This window comes from Bacteroides sp. DH3716P, from assembly GCF_025914115.1.
Classification (GTDB): domain Bacteria; phylum Bacteroidota; class Bacteroidia; order Bacteroidales; family Bacteroidaceae; genus Bacteroides; species Bacteroides ovatus.
On the sequence record NZ_CP083673.1, the window covers coordinates 5,019,295 to 5,035,755 of the forward strand.

Sequence of the window (16,461 nt, forward strand, 5' to 3'; positions counted from 1 at the left end):
TTTTCTTTAAGCGCAATCTCGCTTTTTCACTATGTCAATTCTGCAAGGCTTTCTTCTCTTGGAAAGCGGGTGCAAAAGTACGCCCTTTTAGTATACAATCCAAATATATTAAACTCTTTTTTCTAAGTTTTTTTGAAAGAATCTGCTAAAGTGCTGAAGGATAATGATGTTGTAGAACATGTTTTTTTATCATAAGTGGATTGGGGGCGGAAACGGTACACATGGGATACATTATTATATCACACGCGGGCGCGTAAGCGCACGTAAGAGAGAAAAAGATGCAGAAAAAAGAAATAACAAAATTACAGTCGAATTACAGATGAGAAAAAGACAACAGGAAGAAAGAGACAAGAANAAAAGAAATAACAAAATTACAGTCGAATTACAGATGAGAAAAAGACAACAGGAAGAAAGAGACAAGAAGACAATATAGAAGGAAAGCAAAAAAATGAACCAAATGTAAAAAGAATACTAGGGACATACCACAAAGGGAAATTACAAAAGGAGATTATTAAAGGGGATTATTAAAGAGGATGGATTAATTGGAATGGTTAATTGGGCATGACTAATAGAGTAATAAACAGGATATATAGAAAAATATTATAAAAGCAAGAGAATTTATTGTCAACCGTTAGAATACTTGTTCTAAGCAGTCTAACGGTTGACTATTCCATATAGATATGCCGGATAAATACTGAGTGGATACCGATCAGATTCTATATACAAAATCAGAATATCATTCTTTTTTAGGATTCTCGATCCGCAGGCTGACAAGTTCAACCCACTTCTTTATGCCCAAATCAAAGCCGCCTTTTTCTAATAGATGAAGGGCGCCCGCATAATGAAGGGCAGTTTCCTCCCTACTACAGTTGATCTTACAAGACAACTCACCCAGATAATACTCCAGGCGAGCCATTTGGATATAGTCCAATAAAGTATAATCACCTTCAGTTGACAAATCAATCAATTCTCTTATCAAAGCATAGGCCAGTTCACATTCCGTATAGGTTAAATCCGAGAGAGGTTTGTGCATGACAGGATGCTGAACCAGCTGGACAACAATGCGATTAAAGTCTCCGTACATAGGTTGCGTTATTTACCGCATCAGTTCCCGATGGTGCGAGGGTTTATAAAAAAGAAAGAGCGTGGAAACTATCTGCTCATGCCAATCATAGGTATCCGCTAAGACCCCCAGTGAACACAAGTGATAGTCCCACGCCCAATTGTGTATATAACAAAGTATATATGCAAAGGTGCGCGAGACCTGTCACTCATTGTCATTCACTGGTAAAAAATTAGCGGATTTTTATGATTGAATGCAACAAATAACCGTTCTCAATAAAAATATTAAAAAGTTACCTTCATCGCTCGAAAGTAAACTACGACAAAAGTAGCAATTTATATTTAGCAAACAAACAATTTTGACAAAGAAATAGGTATGAGACATAAAATTATTATAGCTATATATTGGCAACTTTCAAATCCCCACTAATTTGTCCTTACGACTTAAAGCAATGTATTGATGAATTAAACTCAGGCGGACGTTTGCCCTGATTGTATCAAAATAAAAACGCTCAGGGCAGGTTCCTGCAAACGATTTTCAATTTTCATTTCTCATATTCTCATAGTAAATACAATAACTATATATAAATCAAATGCATAACACTATGAGAAATACTATTCAAAACGGCATTTCTCATAGTATTACCAGCGTTTTATCCATAAAACAACGTATTTCTCATAGCTTTTCATCACTTTCAAAAACATTTCTCATAGATTTTCCAAGCGATTCCAAATACTTTTTTACTTGTTTTGCAGAGTATTCAAGTTATTCTTCGACAAAACCGTAATAGTTAGCATGGACTGCAACGAAACCGCAGTAAAAAAAGAGTCTACTACAAGGCAAAGGAAGCATCAGACTATTATGAAGTCAAGCCAAGCTAGAGATGTAATCAGGTAATACTTAAATAATAGATTATAAAATGGACATGCGGAGTATAAAGAGTAGACATTAGCATATTTATGTATAAGCAGCCATATCGTTCCACTAGAGTGGAAAGGTCTGTGCACTAGAGTAGACAGTACCGTTCACTAGAGTGCAATGATCTGCCCACTCCAGTGAAACGATACAAATACTTATAGCAAAACACAACAATGATTAGGATAAAATATAAAGGGATAAGGAGAACTTAATACAGGAAAGCAGTAAAGTAAGGCAAGGTAATTGCTTTATAAAAAGTTACTTATATAAAAAAGGAAGAATAACAATCAGTCCGGAAAAAGACTGGGAGGAACAGAATGACGACCACAAAAAACAAGAAATAGAGAAAATGCATAAAAGGAATATGAGAATAAGAAAAAAGTCTATGAGAAATACACTATTTTCAGCATAAAAAGCTGGTAATATTATGAGAAATGCCGTTTTGAAAAGTATTTCTCATAATATATCTATTTGATTATCTTTCGTTTATCGGAAAACAATGAGAATATGAGAAATGCAAGTGAAAATAGGCGACAGGAGAAAGTGTGCGTAAGTAAACTGAATTCAGCATTTTTTTAAGAAAGAGCAAAAAGGAAAAGAGCAAAAAGAAAGAGATAAATCCAGGAATCCGATTGGATCCATATACCGTATACCTAACGAGCAAAATTCCTCTTCAGTTGTTATTCATACATAAACATATTCTATACAATAAAAATAATATCATGGAGAAAAATATTTTTCAGTTAGATAATGAGCAGCTCAAAGAAATTGCTCGCTCATTTAAAGCGAAAGTAGAAGAAGGTTTGAATACTGAAAATGCAGAGATACAATGCATTCCCACTTTCATCACTCCGAAAGCAAGTGGCATCAATGGCAAATCATTAGTACTCGACTTGGGAGGAACGAATTACCGGGTAGCAATCGTTGACTTCAGCAAAATGCCTCCCACCATTCATCCTAACAATGGTTGGAAAAAAGATATGTCGATTATGAAAACTCCTGGTTATACCCGAGAGGAGTTGTTCAAAGAAATGGCAGATATGATAACCGGAATAAAACGGGAAAAAGAGATGCCAATTGGATATTGTTTTTCTTATCCGACAGAGTCCGTCCCAGGTGGAGATGCTAAACTGCTGCGTTGGACCAAAGGAGTTGATATAAAAGAGATGATCGGAGAAGTTGTTGGAAAACCTTTGCTCGACTATCTGAATGAAAGAAATAAAATCAAGTTTACGAACATAAAAGTGCTCAATGACACTGTTGCCAGTTTATTTGCCGGACTTACCGACAGTAGTTACGATGCGTATATAGGTCTGATTGTAGGAACAGGCACCAATATGGCAACTTTTATTCCGGCTGACAAAATTAAAAAATTAAATCCGTCACATAAAGTAGATGGATTGATTCCCGTCAATCTGGAATCCGGCAATTTTCATCCACCGTTCCTCACTGCAGTGGATAATACAGTAGATGGAATCTCTGGGAATCCGGGAAAACAACGTTTCGAAAAAGCTGTATCCGGTATGTACCTGGGAGATATTCTAAAAGCCACTTTCCCATTGGAGGAGTTCGAAGAAAAGTTTGATGCACAAAAGCTCACCTCTATTATGAACTATCCCGATATTTATAAGGAGGTGTATGTAGAAGTAGCACAGTGGATATATAGTAGATCAGCACAGTTAGTTGCAGCTTCACTGACAGGGCTTATCATGTTGTTGAAGTCATACAACAAGAATATACGAAAAATTTGCCTGGTTGCAGAAGGCAGCCTTTTTTGGAGCAAGAACAGAAAAGACAAGAACTACAACATGATTGTCATGGAAAAATTACGGGAGCTTTTCAGTTTGTTTGGTTTGGAAGATGTAGAGGTTGATATCAAAAGCATGAATAATGCCAATTTGATAGGGACAGGTATTGCGGCTTTATCCTGACACCTCCCTGCCTATCATCGTCATTACAGGGTGATCCTCCCAATCGACTTGCTTATAAGAATCTGACAGGAATGTGCCAGAACTCTCTTTTTAATGTAATAGCCCTCGCTACAGATAGTTGTAACGAGGGTTATTCTTCGTTTATAAAGATTTGCACGCACCCTTATCTAACCTATTGCAGATATATCAAATCTATTTCAAGATTTAATAGACAATGTAGTGTGTAAAGTGGTTGTTTACTTAATCTTCAAAGCAAAACCACCTCCGGGTGCCAAATGAATCTTCAACTTACTGTCATTTTTTATCCGGATGGATTCACATTTATAATCACGCCCGATCCGGTGAGCATTTGCTCCGTCTTTAAACAATGTAGCGTCATACGTCTTACCACCCAGGAAAGAGCAATCCACTTCGATGTCACGTGCCGTCCAATCGGTGATTCCACCTACATACCAGACATTTCCACTCCGGCGTGCTGTTACGATATACTCTCCCATCTTACCATCAAGCACGATACTTTCATCCCACACTGTCGGAACATCAGCAATAAATCCTGTTGATTCCGGTTCGCGCATATAGTTGCTCGGCGTATCACACAACATATTGAAAGGAGATTCAAATACAACATACAGAGCAAGTTGGCGGCAACGAGTTCCCTGACTCATCGGTTCTGAATTGCAAGGATAATAGTTACCTTTCGAAGCATTGCGCATCGCTCCTTGAGTGTAGTCCATCGGACCGGATACTTGACGAGTGAAAGGAATCATCACGTCATACTTCACCTGATCCACCGAAGCTGGGCTCCATTTCATCTGTTCCAGACCATTGACACCTTCAAAGTTCAATACATTCGGGTAAGTACGATTCAAACCGGCCGGTTTGTGCGTTCCGTGCAAGTCGAGGATCAGTTTGTATTTAGCACACATTTCGGCAGCCCGATAATTGAACGCAGTCATAAGCTGATCGTCACGATCCATAAAATCGACCTTAAAACCTTTTACTCCCATGTCGGCATAATGACGGCAAACGTTCTCCATATCACGCTCGAAAGCATAATAACCGGCCCAAAGAATGATGCCTACATTTTTGGAGGCTGCATAATCTACCAATTCTTTCAGATTAATCTCTTTCACCACTTGCATCAAATCCGCTTGCAGATTTACCGCCCAGCCTTCGTCAAGTATCACATATTCAATACCGTTTGCAGAAGCAAAATCAATGTAGGCTTTATAAGTCGGATTATTTACTCCGGTCACAAAATCAACGCCATCCAAATTCCAGGCATTCCACCAGTCCCATGCTACTTTGCCGGGTTTGATCCATGAAAGATCTGTCAGACGGGAAGGGGCAGCCAATAAATAGCTCAAGTTGCTTGCTGCCAAATCCTTATCGGAAGTGGTAACAATGCTCATGCGCCACGGGAAATTCCGGGGTTTATCTACTTTGGCAATGTAAGCTTCATGCTCTTTCACCAACATTTGAAGTTGATTGTGTCCGCCCTGCATCATCTTCTTGGGGTATGGAGCGAAACGTCCCGTCAACCGATTTTCTCCTTCAGCAGCAGACAAATAGAGGCCGGGATAATTCTCCAAATCGGATTCTGTGATACAAACCTTAACGCCTTCTCCGGCATCCACGACTAATGGCAAAAACATCAAACGTTTTTTATTCAACTTCGATAATGGATCGGTAGTATAAGTATTTTCGAAGGAATTGAAATATTGAGAGTCATAATCACCGTCTTTTCCTGTTTTTACATAAGGTACAGAAGCTACCATATCGGATGGGAAATGATAATCTACTGTTTCATCTACCACGTTGAAAGGTTTCTTCGCACGGCTGACAAAGCGGTAAGCAATACCATCATTGTACGCACGAAACTCGACATTCCAGTCTTTTTTAAACCGAAGAGTCAGTTCATTATAGTGGTCTCTCAATTCACTGGCACGATAGAAAGGAGAAGGAATCATCTGATCTACTTTTTTCCCGGAAGTGCCGGACAACTTTGCTTTCTCTCCCCAGACTTCTCCGTTATCCAATGTCATCGAAATCGGAGAAGGAGCAAGAATCTGCCGTCCGTTACAGCGGATGTCATAAGTCAGCTTATCACCTACGGTAATCGTCGTTTGAAGCTTTCCATCCGGAGAGTTCAAAGTAAATTGTTTTTGCGCTTGTACCGTAAGCGTACATGCGACAATACATAAGAATAATAAAATCTTCAGTTTTTTCATGGTTTTAATTATAGTAGTTATCAAATTATAGAAGAACGATACAAAAATAAAATAATATAGTATAGCAACCTATATGAAAACTAAAAAACAGAGATAAAAAAGAATACGTAATTCTATTTTTTTCCTGTCAGGGATTGAATACAATCGACTTCTTCCTGCTGATAAGGTACTCCGGTAGGACGATAGATATCATGAAACCATAATTCCGGTTCTTCACCCGACGGAATGACGTCATCCCAAGCAAAAATAGTATTTGTCTTTCCTGCAACAAATCCCCAATTGATGGCGCCTACCTTTTCTTTTTTCATCAAAGGAAGAACATTACAAAAGCGGCTGTCATTGCGACGGGCCATATATTCGGTACAAATCAACGGACGGTTAAGCATCTTTAAAAATTTGATACATTCGCCATGCCGTTCCTCATTATCGTAATTATGATAAGAGACAGACTACCTAATATCCATATTAATATCTTCAAGAACATCACAATCCAAAAGAATTATAAAAAACTTCTCTCGTTGATTTACGAGATATAGAATAAAAAGTTATTTTTGCACCGTTTTTTAATTTTATCTTAAACTAGTATTATGTACAAGATTTTTCACGGCTTCCATCTAGTGGAAGCTTATCAGGACTTAAAGAAAGCCAAACGGTTGGCAAAAAATCAGACAGTGGCCAGATGTATAAAGCTAACCGTAGCTATTACCCTGTCCCTTATTTTATGGCTCCTCCCTATTGACACATTTGGTATAGAAGGGTTAACAGTTATAGAACAAAGACTTATTTCTATCTTTATTTTTGCCACACTGATGTGGGTATTCGAGGCTGTCCCTGCATGGACCACTTCCGTATTGATTGTCGTTTTATTGTTACTCACCGTTTCCGACAGCAGCTTATGGTTCCTTACTCAAGGAATCTCGACAGAAGAATTGGGACAGACAGTCAAATATAAGTCCATTATGCATTGCTTTGCCGATCCAATCATTATGTTATTTATTGGTGGGTTCATACTTGCCATCGCAGCAACCAAAAGCGGATTGGACGTATTGTTGGCACGCGTCATGCTAAGACCTTTCGGAACCCAATCACGCTATGTACTATTAGGATTCATTCTTGTTACAGCTGCATTTTCAATGTTCCTTAGCAACACGGCTACAGCTGCCATGATGCTCACTTTCCTAACTCCTGTATTAAAAGTACTTCCGGCAGACGGTAAAGGAAAAATAGGTCTGGCTATGGCTATTCCTGTAGCTGCTAATGTGGGTGGCATGGGAACTCCTATCGGCACACCGCCCAACGCAATTGCCTTAAAATACCTGAATGATCCGGAGGGACTGAACCTGAATATCGGTTTCGGAGAATGGATGAGTTTTATGTTACCCTATACTATTATTGTATTGTTTATCGCTTGGTTCATACTTTTACGATTGTTTCCCTTTAAACAAAAAAATATTGAATTACAAATTGAAGGTGAAGCCAAAAAAGACTGGCGTTCCATTGTGGTTTATATCACTTTTGCTATCACAGTCATACTTTGGATGTTTGACAAGGTGACGGGAGTAAACTCTAATGTAGTAGCTATGATTCCGGTAGCCGTTTTCTGTATAACGGGAGTCATCACCAAACGCGATCTGGAAGAAATCAGTTGGAGCGTACTCTGGATGGTAGCCGGCGGCTTCGCCCTGGGCGTTGCTTTACAAGAAACCGGACTAGCGAAACATATGATTGAAGCTATCCCATTCAACACATGGCCTCCTGTATTAATGATTGTCGGCTCCGGACTTATTTGTTATGCTATGGCTAATTTCATCTCACATACAGCTACTGCCGCATTGCTCGTCCCCATCCTAGCCATTGCAGGAAGCAGCATGCGTGAGAACCTATCTTCCCTAGGTGGGGTAGAGACTTTATTGATTGGAGTGGCAATCGGTTCATCATTAGCAATGATATTGCCTATCAGTACTCCTCCCAACGCATTGGCACATGCCACAGGCATGATTCAGCAAAAGGATATGGAAAAAGTCGGAATAATCATGGGAATCATCGGACTGATATTGGGATATACCATGTTGATTATACTTGGTTCCAACAAATTATTATAAAAAATTCTCTTCCCATACAAATAAGCCCTGTGAGAAGCAATCATTCTTACAGGGCTTTTTTGCTAATCAGTCTTACTTGAAAACCTGGAAAGAATCTCTTTTGATATTGCTATCCGTTGTTTCAGATAGTGGCAGACTTCTTCCCACCGATAATATGGGAAAAAGGATGTGACCACCGGAATGGTTACTTCTTGCTCATTCAAAAGTATTTTGACCCAGACTTGACAGTTCTTATCACGATAAAACACCCATTGCACATTAGCTGCCATCGGAGCAATTTCATAATCTTTCCAATAAATGGATACGGAATCAGGTGATGCTATCTGTATATCCGTTTTTCCTATACCCATCAATGCTACAAAAGGAATGACAGTTTCTGCATGCGCAAAACGAAGATCCACCCGATTGTCCGATTGCCCGTTAATTGCCTGCTCTGTCGTTTGAATAAACTCTGAAAGTAACGGCCATGCAATTGCAACCGGCAACATATTTCCAACTGGTGCTGCACTTTTAGTCAGATATTGCCGCAAGTTTTGTGTTTGCCAATAACCATACCATTCTTTATCATTGAGAATACCTTTCATATTAAAAGATAAGCCTGTATCAGGAAGTATAGCTGCTATTGAGAACAAAGCCATGACAAACTCCCGTTTTTCCTGTTCTGTTTCTTGTCCTGAGGTGAGAAAAATCCTTTTCATGACAGGTGTAAAAACTATCTTATCTTGCACAAATGATTCATACAAAGAAATCCAGTCACCTTTCTCTTTATAATAAACATAAGGCTTGTTCAAATCAAAAAAACGAAGAAGTGGGTTATATTGCTTTCCTGCACTTTTCTTTATTACCAATGAGGAATCCTGTTTTTCCATACCAGAAAGAAAAGCATCCATACTACTAATACAACGAGGAATATAGGAAGCTATCGCTTCAATTCGCGCCGAATCTACAAATATTTCAGGATAACGCAATAGCATACGCTCTGCTATTCCCTTTTGTTCCTGCTCTCCTACTGCCGACAATTCTCCCCATCGTCCTTCGAAAGCTTCGGACAGCCGTAATACCGTAGCAAGCAGTTCCTGACCTTTTACAGTCAATCTGTTTTCCTGCTCCGCCAATATAAGCACATTTCTAACCTTCTCTAATGCTTTTCCCGAAGTCGGGAACCGTGCTCCGTGCCTTCCTAAATGATTGATATAAAAAGGAACCATACCATCATGGTTCAAAACAGGCAGATTCTTTATCAAAGGATACGGCATAGCCGTTCCTGCATATTTCTGAATTGCACTTTGCCCGAATAAAAAAGTTATAGGGAAAAGCAGACCAGCTAAAAATATCAATATTGCTCTCATCCGGCAGAATATATATTTGTTTGTCAAACATAACAACCGGACATAGAACAATGTTTATATACGCCACCTACTATTTCTCATTTTTTAAATTGATTGCCGGATAAGATCCTGTCTTTTCCGACTCTCCATACTTGCTCGGACTTACACCATAATATTTTTTAAATACCTCACGGAAATATTTCGCATCCGAGAACCCGACCCTATCGGTAATTTCCGCTATTGTATATTCGCCCTGCTTTAGCAATTGTGCAGCATGTTGCAAACGTATCATCCGGATATAATCAGCCGGAGCATAACCTGTCAAGACCTTTAATTTATTAAAGAAACTCGTACGGCTCATGTGATGGCGACTGCTAAGCATTTCTACATTAAAATCCGGATCCCCCATGTTCTTCTCTATACATTCCTTGACCGAAGCAATAAATTTCCAGTCCAGAGTATTAGTACAATTAACCGGAAAACTCTGTTCTTCCTCTTCGATACTATTATAGACCTGACGGAGCAAAGCACGATTCGCCAGTAAATTCTTAATCGTTGCCTTGAGTATTCCTACACTGAAAGGCTTGGTGATATAAGCATCCGCTCCGATTTCCAACCCTTCGAGCATATTCTTCTCATCTCCCAGTGCTGTCAACAAAACGACCGGAATATGAGACATCTCAATATCCCCTTTTATCGCTGAACAAAGTTCATCTCCGCTCATTTCAGGCATCATTATATCGGATATAACAAGATCCGGATTAAATTCCCTGATTATGATAAGTGCATCCTTTCCATTCGGACAAGCCTGAATATTATAGCTCGTTTTAAGTATATCCACCAGATAATTACGTAAATCATCATTATCCTCCACTATCAGAATACGTTGTAAGGAACTGTTTATCTGGGTTATCTCCATAACCGACAAGTTTGAAATGCTAGCCGGTATGATAGTCTCCGGACGTTCATCCGGCAGCTTGGGAGAAATAAATTTAGCTTTATGAAGATGGCTATTTCCTTTCGGGAAAGTAACTCGTACACAAGTGCCTTGTTGTTCATTGCTCTGAATCTGAATCTTGCCTTTATGTAATTTGACTAGTTTGTATACCAACATCAGCCCTATTCCGCTACCTGTCACTTTTAGATTGACAACATTGCTACCTCTAAAACAGTTCCTGAACAATTTCTTCTGTTCGCACGAAGGAATACCAATTCCCGTATCTTTCACCTCAATGCTCCACGTGTTTCCTTCCTCACAAGCGGAAATGCAGACACTACCTTCTTCAGGTGTATACTTCAATGCATTCGACAAGATATTTTTCAGAATAGATCCCATCTTGTCACTATCAAACCACACATTCAGATAGTCAAAATTGCTTTCATAAACAAACCTGACATGTTTCATTTCAGCATATTTGCGAAAAGCAGCACAAACATCATTCATAAAAGTATTCAGCTCATACTCGGAAACATAAAGAGTGGATGAATAGACATCTATCCGTTCGAAATTTATCAAGTTCGTTGTCAGCTGAAGCAATGTATTTACATTCTTAAGAGCCATATTCATATGGGGTAACGCCTGTTCGGTCACCATACGATTTTCTATGACTTCCTCCAGCGGAGCTTTTATCAACGTAAGCGGCGTACGTATGTCATGAGCCGTATTAATGAAGAACCGTGTCTTCTCATCCGACACTTTCTTCTGCTTTTGCAACATGATGATACGAAAGATGATAATCATAACCAATACCAACAGAATTGCATATCCCACCATAGCCCACAAACTGGCCCATACCGGAGGTGTTATAACAATCTGAATGTTCCTTGTCTCATAAGTCTTATACTTCTCTTCATTGGATACGGCACGAATTTGTAACGTATAACTGCCAGGAGGCAGATTTCTGACAAGAATCCGGTTATCCTGACTCGGACGGCTCCACTCTTTATGATAACCGTCAATCTTCCATGAATAAAGAATGTTGGAAGGATAATCATAATTAATGGAAGCTACATCAAGGGAAAAAGTATTTTGTCCGTAGGCTAGTTCCAGCCGGTCAGTTTCGTCAATGTCCTTTTTCAAAGGAGATCCGTCATCACCCGGGTAAACGGGATGATAAGCTATCATAAAATCGCGCAGCAACAAACGTGAATAATGCGGTTCCGGTATCTGTATGTCTGTCGGAAATTTAACAGCACCATCATTACCACCGAAAACAAGCATGCTTTTATTGCAGGTCGTGGCAGAACCTGCATTAAAACTGACACTCATCAATCCTTGTTCACGTGTCCAGTTACGAAAAGAATGTTTCTGGGGAGAATAGATTGTAATACCGGTCTCCGTACCCATCAGAAGACTCTCGTCCTGACGCGGAAGAATTGTATAAATATTGTCGGAAATCAACGCACAGTTATCAGTACGATATTGATGGATAAACTTTTTCTTATTAATGTCATAAACAAGGAGTCCGGCTCCACGGGTACCGATATACAAGATACCGTCTTCTCTCTGGTATAATGCACATATATAGGGAGATTCAACAGGCAGATCAATATACCGGTAAATTCCGGATTCTTTATCAAGCAGGTAGAGTCCCATTCGCGTACCAATCCACATCAGCCGGTCATCCTTCTCCTGAATGGTAGTAATAGAACTTACTCCCGGATATAAACGCACATTTTTAGTCTCAAGATTGATACGCTTCAGATGATAATATCCACCGGACCAGATATCACCTCCCGAATCTTTTTTAATGTCATAAATATATTGATCGGGACGTACTCCTGCAATGGCAGCAGGAGAAAGATAAGTTACCTTAAACCCTTTCTTCTTCTCTATCTTGTAAATACCCGATGTATAACCACCAGCCCACATTACACCGGGAGAGACTTCACACAGCGCTAAAAAAATGTGATTCTCATCATTCGGTACCGGATCAAAGGAACTAAAGAAGGAACGCCATTCTTTTGTATCAGTCTGATAGAAACTGATACCGTTACTGGTTGCAAACCAGAGGTCACCGTCACTATCCTCCACCACATCATGAACCTGATCGTTCACCAGTGACCGGGTATTACCAAGAGAATGTCTTATCAGGTCATAACTTCCATAACGGTTGTTACGGATTGTAATGCCGGTGGGATAATTTGCGAGCCAGATGCGATCTTCTTCATCCACATAGACATCATTAATATTATTTCCATTCATCCCGTTATAACTGCCATAATCAGCTGTTATATAGGGTTCACTCATGTATGTATTCACATCCAGCTTATATACACCTCTTCCCCCAGTAGCCACTAGAAGTTCATGAGCGTTTAAAGCAGCAATCTGGTTAATCTCTACATGATTGGGGAATTGACAAGAGATGATTTTTCCTGTTCCCCCCATGTCATATATAAGTATTCCCTCTTTATAGTTTCCCACAAATAACTGCTTTGAAACAGCATGGTAATAAAGTTCATGCACTGGAGCGATGCTTTCCAACGCTTCATCAGGAATCACCTTTAACTTCCCTTCTTCTATTCCGGCACGAAATAAACCACTTCCCGTACCTATAAAAAAATGGTTACCATCTGTCTGTTCAATGGTAGTTATTTCACCGTCGACCGGCACCGACATATGTAACACTGTTCCGGTATGGGTATCATACCAGGTAATGCTATCTTTACAGCACAACCATATACGGTCATTCTTGTCCAAATAACCATAATCCAGAAATGCTTGCGACTTATTTCTGATCAGTTCCGGATGCACATAAGCCAGTTCAAACTTGTCATGCTGCGAATCATACCTAAAAATACGACCTTTCTGACCAATTACCCATAATACATTTCCGTTGTCCATATAAAGCCAATTCAAGGCAATCCGTGAATCCAACGTCATGTTATCGTCTGAAAAGTTGTAATGCTTGATATGTTTGCCATCATAACGGTCTATCCCTTCTTGAGTCAGAAACCACATATATCCCCGTCGGTCTTTTTGGATATGGTATATTTTCTGATTATTCAACCCATCTTCCAGTCCTATGTACTTATAAATCTGTCCCCTGCTTACAGTACCATTAATGAGAAGAAGTACAAACAAAAAGAATCTTCTCATTTTTACAAAACTACTCATGTCTTTCACTAATATTCAAAAAAATACTCTGCAAAAATATGAAAAAATTAATTAAAACGAAAGTCGAAAATGTATTTATATTTTAACCATCAATTATTATTAATACTCATACTCCCAGTTTTAAATTTGTTGAATATTGTAAAGAAGAGCTAGAATTTCAGTTACCCCTTAATCTGTAAAATTTCATAAATGCATAAATAAAAAGCTATTCTAATATTATTAAAATAGCTTTTTATTCATATATCATCTATTAAACAATGCGGTAGTTACACTCTCTTTTCCTAGGTAAAAAGCCTTTGCTTTTATCAGTGGAGCATTACATGCTACCGGAGTTTGCCATTCTATGGAACTTTCCGTAGGCTCACTACCATCGGTTGTGTAGCGGATTATCGCATTGGGAATGGCAGTATTAGCCAATAGTAATCCATCCCTTATCATAATACCGGGAGGAGACACCCGGAAATTTATTCCCCGCTTTGCTAAACGTGGCAATTCATAATCTACAATACCGGCATTATATTTCCGTTTGGCATCCATATATACTTTGCCGTCCGGAGATAATGCCCACGATGGTTGAACATTCCAAGCACGTTCTGTCAATCCGAAGACTTTTGGGAAAAGATAATATTCTACCTGTTCAAAACTACGGATTGTTTCCGACCATATTTGTCCGGACAGACCTTTAATATTTTGAGAACCTTCCTTTGTCAAGGGCTGTTTTCCGTTTGAAGCAGCTTTCACATCAACAGGTTCACCTTTCAAATTCCGTCGTAAAGACTTATAAATATCAAAAGGCAACATATCAAACGTCACATATTCATCCACATAACCGCCCCAACGCAATCCCGGTTCCTCCACATGATAGCAATAGGTCATATCCAAATAGAAGTTACCCACATTACAGAGTATAATCGGGTAGCCCGCATTAGCTAGCTTATACGGCACTTCATCCCCACCCTGTTCCGGAATGGTGTTCCAGCAATAATTTAATACCTTACTGTTTCTGAAATGTTCGTTAACGGTATTATCCGGATTCATAACAATGTCCTGCCATCCGACTGCCTGTATGTTACGTTTGTCCAGCATTTCCAATATTTGTTCCAGAAAATAATCCTTCAGTTCCCGTATCTTAGTCAGTCCGTTCTCTTGCATAAAAGTGCGGCAGATAGAAGAACCTTCCCAAATACCTTCTGGTACTTCATCTCCACCCACATGGAAAGCAGTCAGTTCTACTCCTGCATCCTGATACATCTGCACGATTTCGTCAATCACTTTTTCAAGAAAATGATAAGTGGAAGGCATGGCAACATTAATCACATTGTCTGTGAAATTTTGTGCCGACAGATATTGGGAAGTATCTGCAAAGTCAGTCAAAAGATATTCTTCCGCTTTCGGTTGGTCTGTAGCTATGTATTTCTGATAACGGGCATTCATGGCTTTAATCGCTGCCCGGGAATGTCCGGGAATGTCTATTTCGGGAATAACTCTGATATGCCTTTCTTTCGCATATTTCAAAATATCCATGAAGTCACTGCGAGAATAATATCCATTAGCCAATGAAGCAGTATCTGTCTCATTCCATCCCCAGGCATACGCAGGATAAAGACATGTCTGTTCATCTGTGGTATGTCCTCTACGAGAAGCTATTTCTGTCAATTCCTCCAATCCGGGTATTTCCACACGCCAGGCCTCATCGTCACTCAAATGTAAATGCAGTACATTCATCTTATAGAATGATAATATATCGATCAGTTTCAGCAGCTCCGCTTTCTTTGTAAAGTTGCGGGCTACGTCCAACATAATTCCCCGATGCCCCATGTCCGGATAATCGGTTATATGAAGATTAGGTATCGGAGAAGAAGTTAGTTCCATGTTATCTAATAAGGCAAGCAATGTTTGACAAGCATTAAATATGCCATGTGTATCACTAGCTTTCAAAGTCAACCGGTTATTCTTTATCACGATTTCGTAATATTCATCGGGATATTGACAGGTAATAGGAACCTCCATTTTCTTCAATTCAATGATTGTTTCTTCATCCTTATCGGAAACGCTGCATCTTAATAATGAAGTCAATTGACTTTTCAATAAAAGAGCTTCCTCTTTAAACGCATCATCAAACTTCAGACAGACTTTTTGAGAGAAAGAAGAAACACCGCCCGTCTTTTCCACTTTTTTAGGAGCAGGAAAAAGAGAAAGCATATCACAATCTACCGGTTTGCTAAAATCATCATTCTGCTTATAGAAATAATTTCCATCTGCATAGGGAAAGCTGTTCCTCGAGCTAACCCATTGGGTATCGGGCTTAAAAAGCTCGATCTCGATGGGGACATTTTGCGGTTGTAACGGTTTTCCTTTTTCATCGGTAGTTACCATATAAGCCCCTTCAGGAACCGAGGACACATTAATCACATTTCCTTCACTCAATATGGTAAAAGTGATTGTTTCACCCGGTGGCAATGCCTGGTAGTGTTCAGTGGGGTACATTTTATAGTAAGTCGAACCCAAACATTCAATTTCCAGCGGTGCATTAATAGGTTGCTGATAATAAATAGGTGTCTGATTAAAATAGATCACCCAATTATTAGTCAAGGATTTATTCCCATTATTCGTCAGACAGAATGTATTCTTAAAATATCTGGCTTCCACACTATCTTTTTCCAGTTTCCATGTTAAGGATAGCTGTGAGGAAGGGGGCTGTTTACCAGCCCCACAACCAAACAGGCATATCCCCAACATCATTATCCATATATTCCTCATAGTTATCATAA

At 39.3% G+C, this 16,461-nt stretch carries 7 protein-coding genes and 1 pseudogene; 2 read left to right on the forward strand and 6 right to left on the reverse strand.

What is annotated here, in order from left to right:
- Positions 1-736 precede the first annotated feature (736 nt).
- The gene (locus tag KQP79_RS18875) at positions 737-1,084 is read right to left on the reverse strand and encodes a hypothetical protein (RefSeq protein ID WP_008645116.1); all 348 of its coding nucleotides are present in this window, start codon (positions 1,082-1,084) and stop codon (positions 737-739) included.
- Between the two features lie 1,619 nt (positions 1,085-2,703).
- On the opposite strand from KQP79_RS18875, the gene KQP79_RS18880 reads away from it, so the two are divergent.
- On the forward strand, positions 2,704-3,912 hold the full coding sequence (locus KQP79_RS18880; protein WP_008026640.1) for a hexokinase: 1,209 nt from the start codon (positions 2,704-2,706) through the stop codon (positions 3,910-3,912).
- A 236-nt stretch (positions 3,913-4,148) separates the two neighbouring features.
- Here KQP79_RS18880 and KQP79_RS18885 read toward each other — a convergent pair whose 3' ends face one another.
- Complete coding sequence (locus KQP79_RS18885) at positions 4,149-6,143, reverse strand: glycoside hydrolase family 97 protein (protein WP_234120869.1); 1,995 nt, start codon at positions 6,141-6,143, stop codon at positions 4,149-4,151.
- 113 nt (positions 6,144-6,256) lie between these two features.
- Positions 6,257-6,589: pseudogene (locus tag KQP79_RS18890) on the reverse strand (1,4-beta-xylanase); the annotation flags it as partial.
- A gap of 141 nt (positions 6,590-6,730) precedes the next feature.
- Between KQP79_RS18890 and KQP79_RS18895 the strand changes: the two are divergent.
- Entirely contained in the window at positions 6,731-8,245 is a 1,515-nt protein-coding gene (locus KQP79_RS18895; RefSeq protein WP_120145223.1) for an SLC13 family permease, read from the forward strand.
- Between the two features lie 62 nt (positions 8,246-8,307).
- Here the strand turns inward: KQP79_RS18895 and KQP79_RS18900 are convergent, their stop codons facing one another.
- From KQP79_RS18900 to KQP79_RS18910, 3 genes are all read right to left on the reverse strand, one after another.
- Positions 8,308-9,594, reverse strand: coding sequence for a histidine-type phosphatase (locus KQP79_RS18900; protein WP_008026659.1), 1,287 nt, complete (start codon positions 9,592-9,594; stop codon positions 8,308-8,310).
- A gap of 70 nt (positions 9,595-9,664) precedes the next feature.
- Entirely contained in the window at positions 9,665-13,690 is a 4,026-nt protein-coding gene (locus tag KQP79_RS18905; protein ID WP_234120872.1) for a hybrid sensor histidine kinase/response regulator transcription factor, read from the reverse strand.
- Positions 13,691-13,933: 243 nt separating this feature from the next.
- Positions 13,934-16,459 (reverse strand): family 20 glycosylhydrolase, encoded by a 2,526-nt coding sequence (locus KQP79_RS18910; RefSeq protein ID WP_234120875.1) that lies wholly within the window; start codon positions 16,457-16,459, stop codon positions 13,934-13,936.
- Positions 16,460-16,461: the final 2 nt, after the last annotated feature.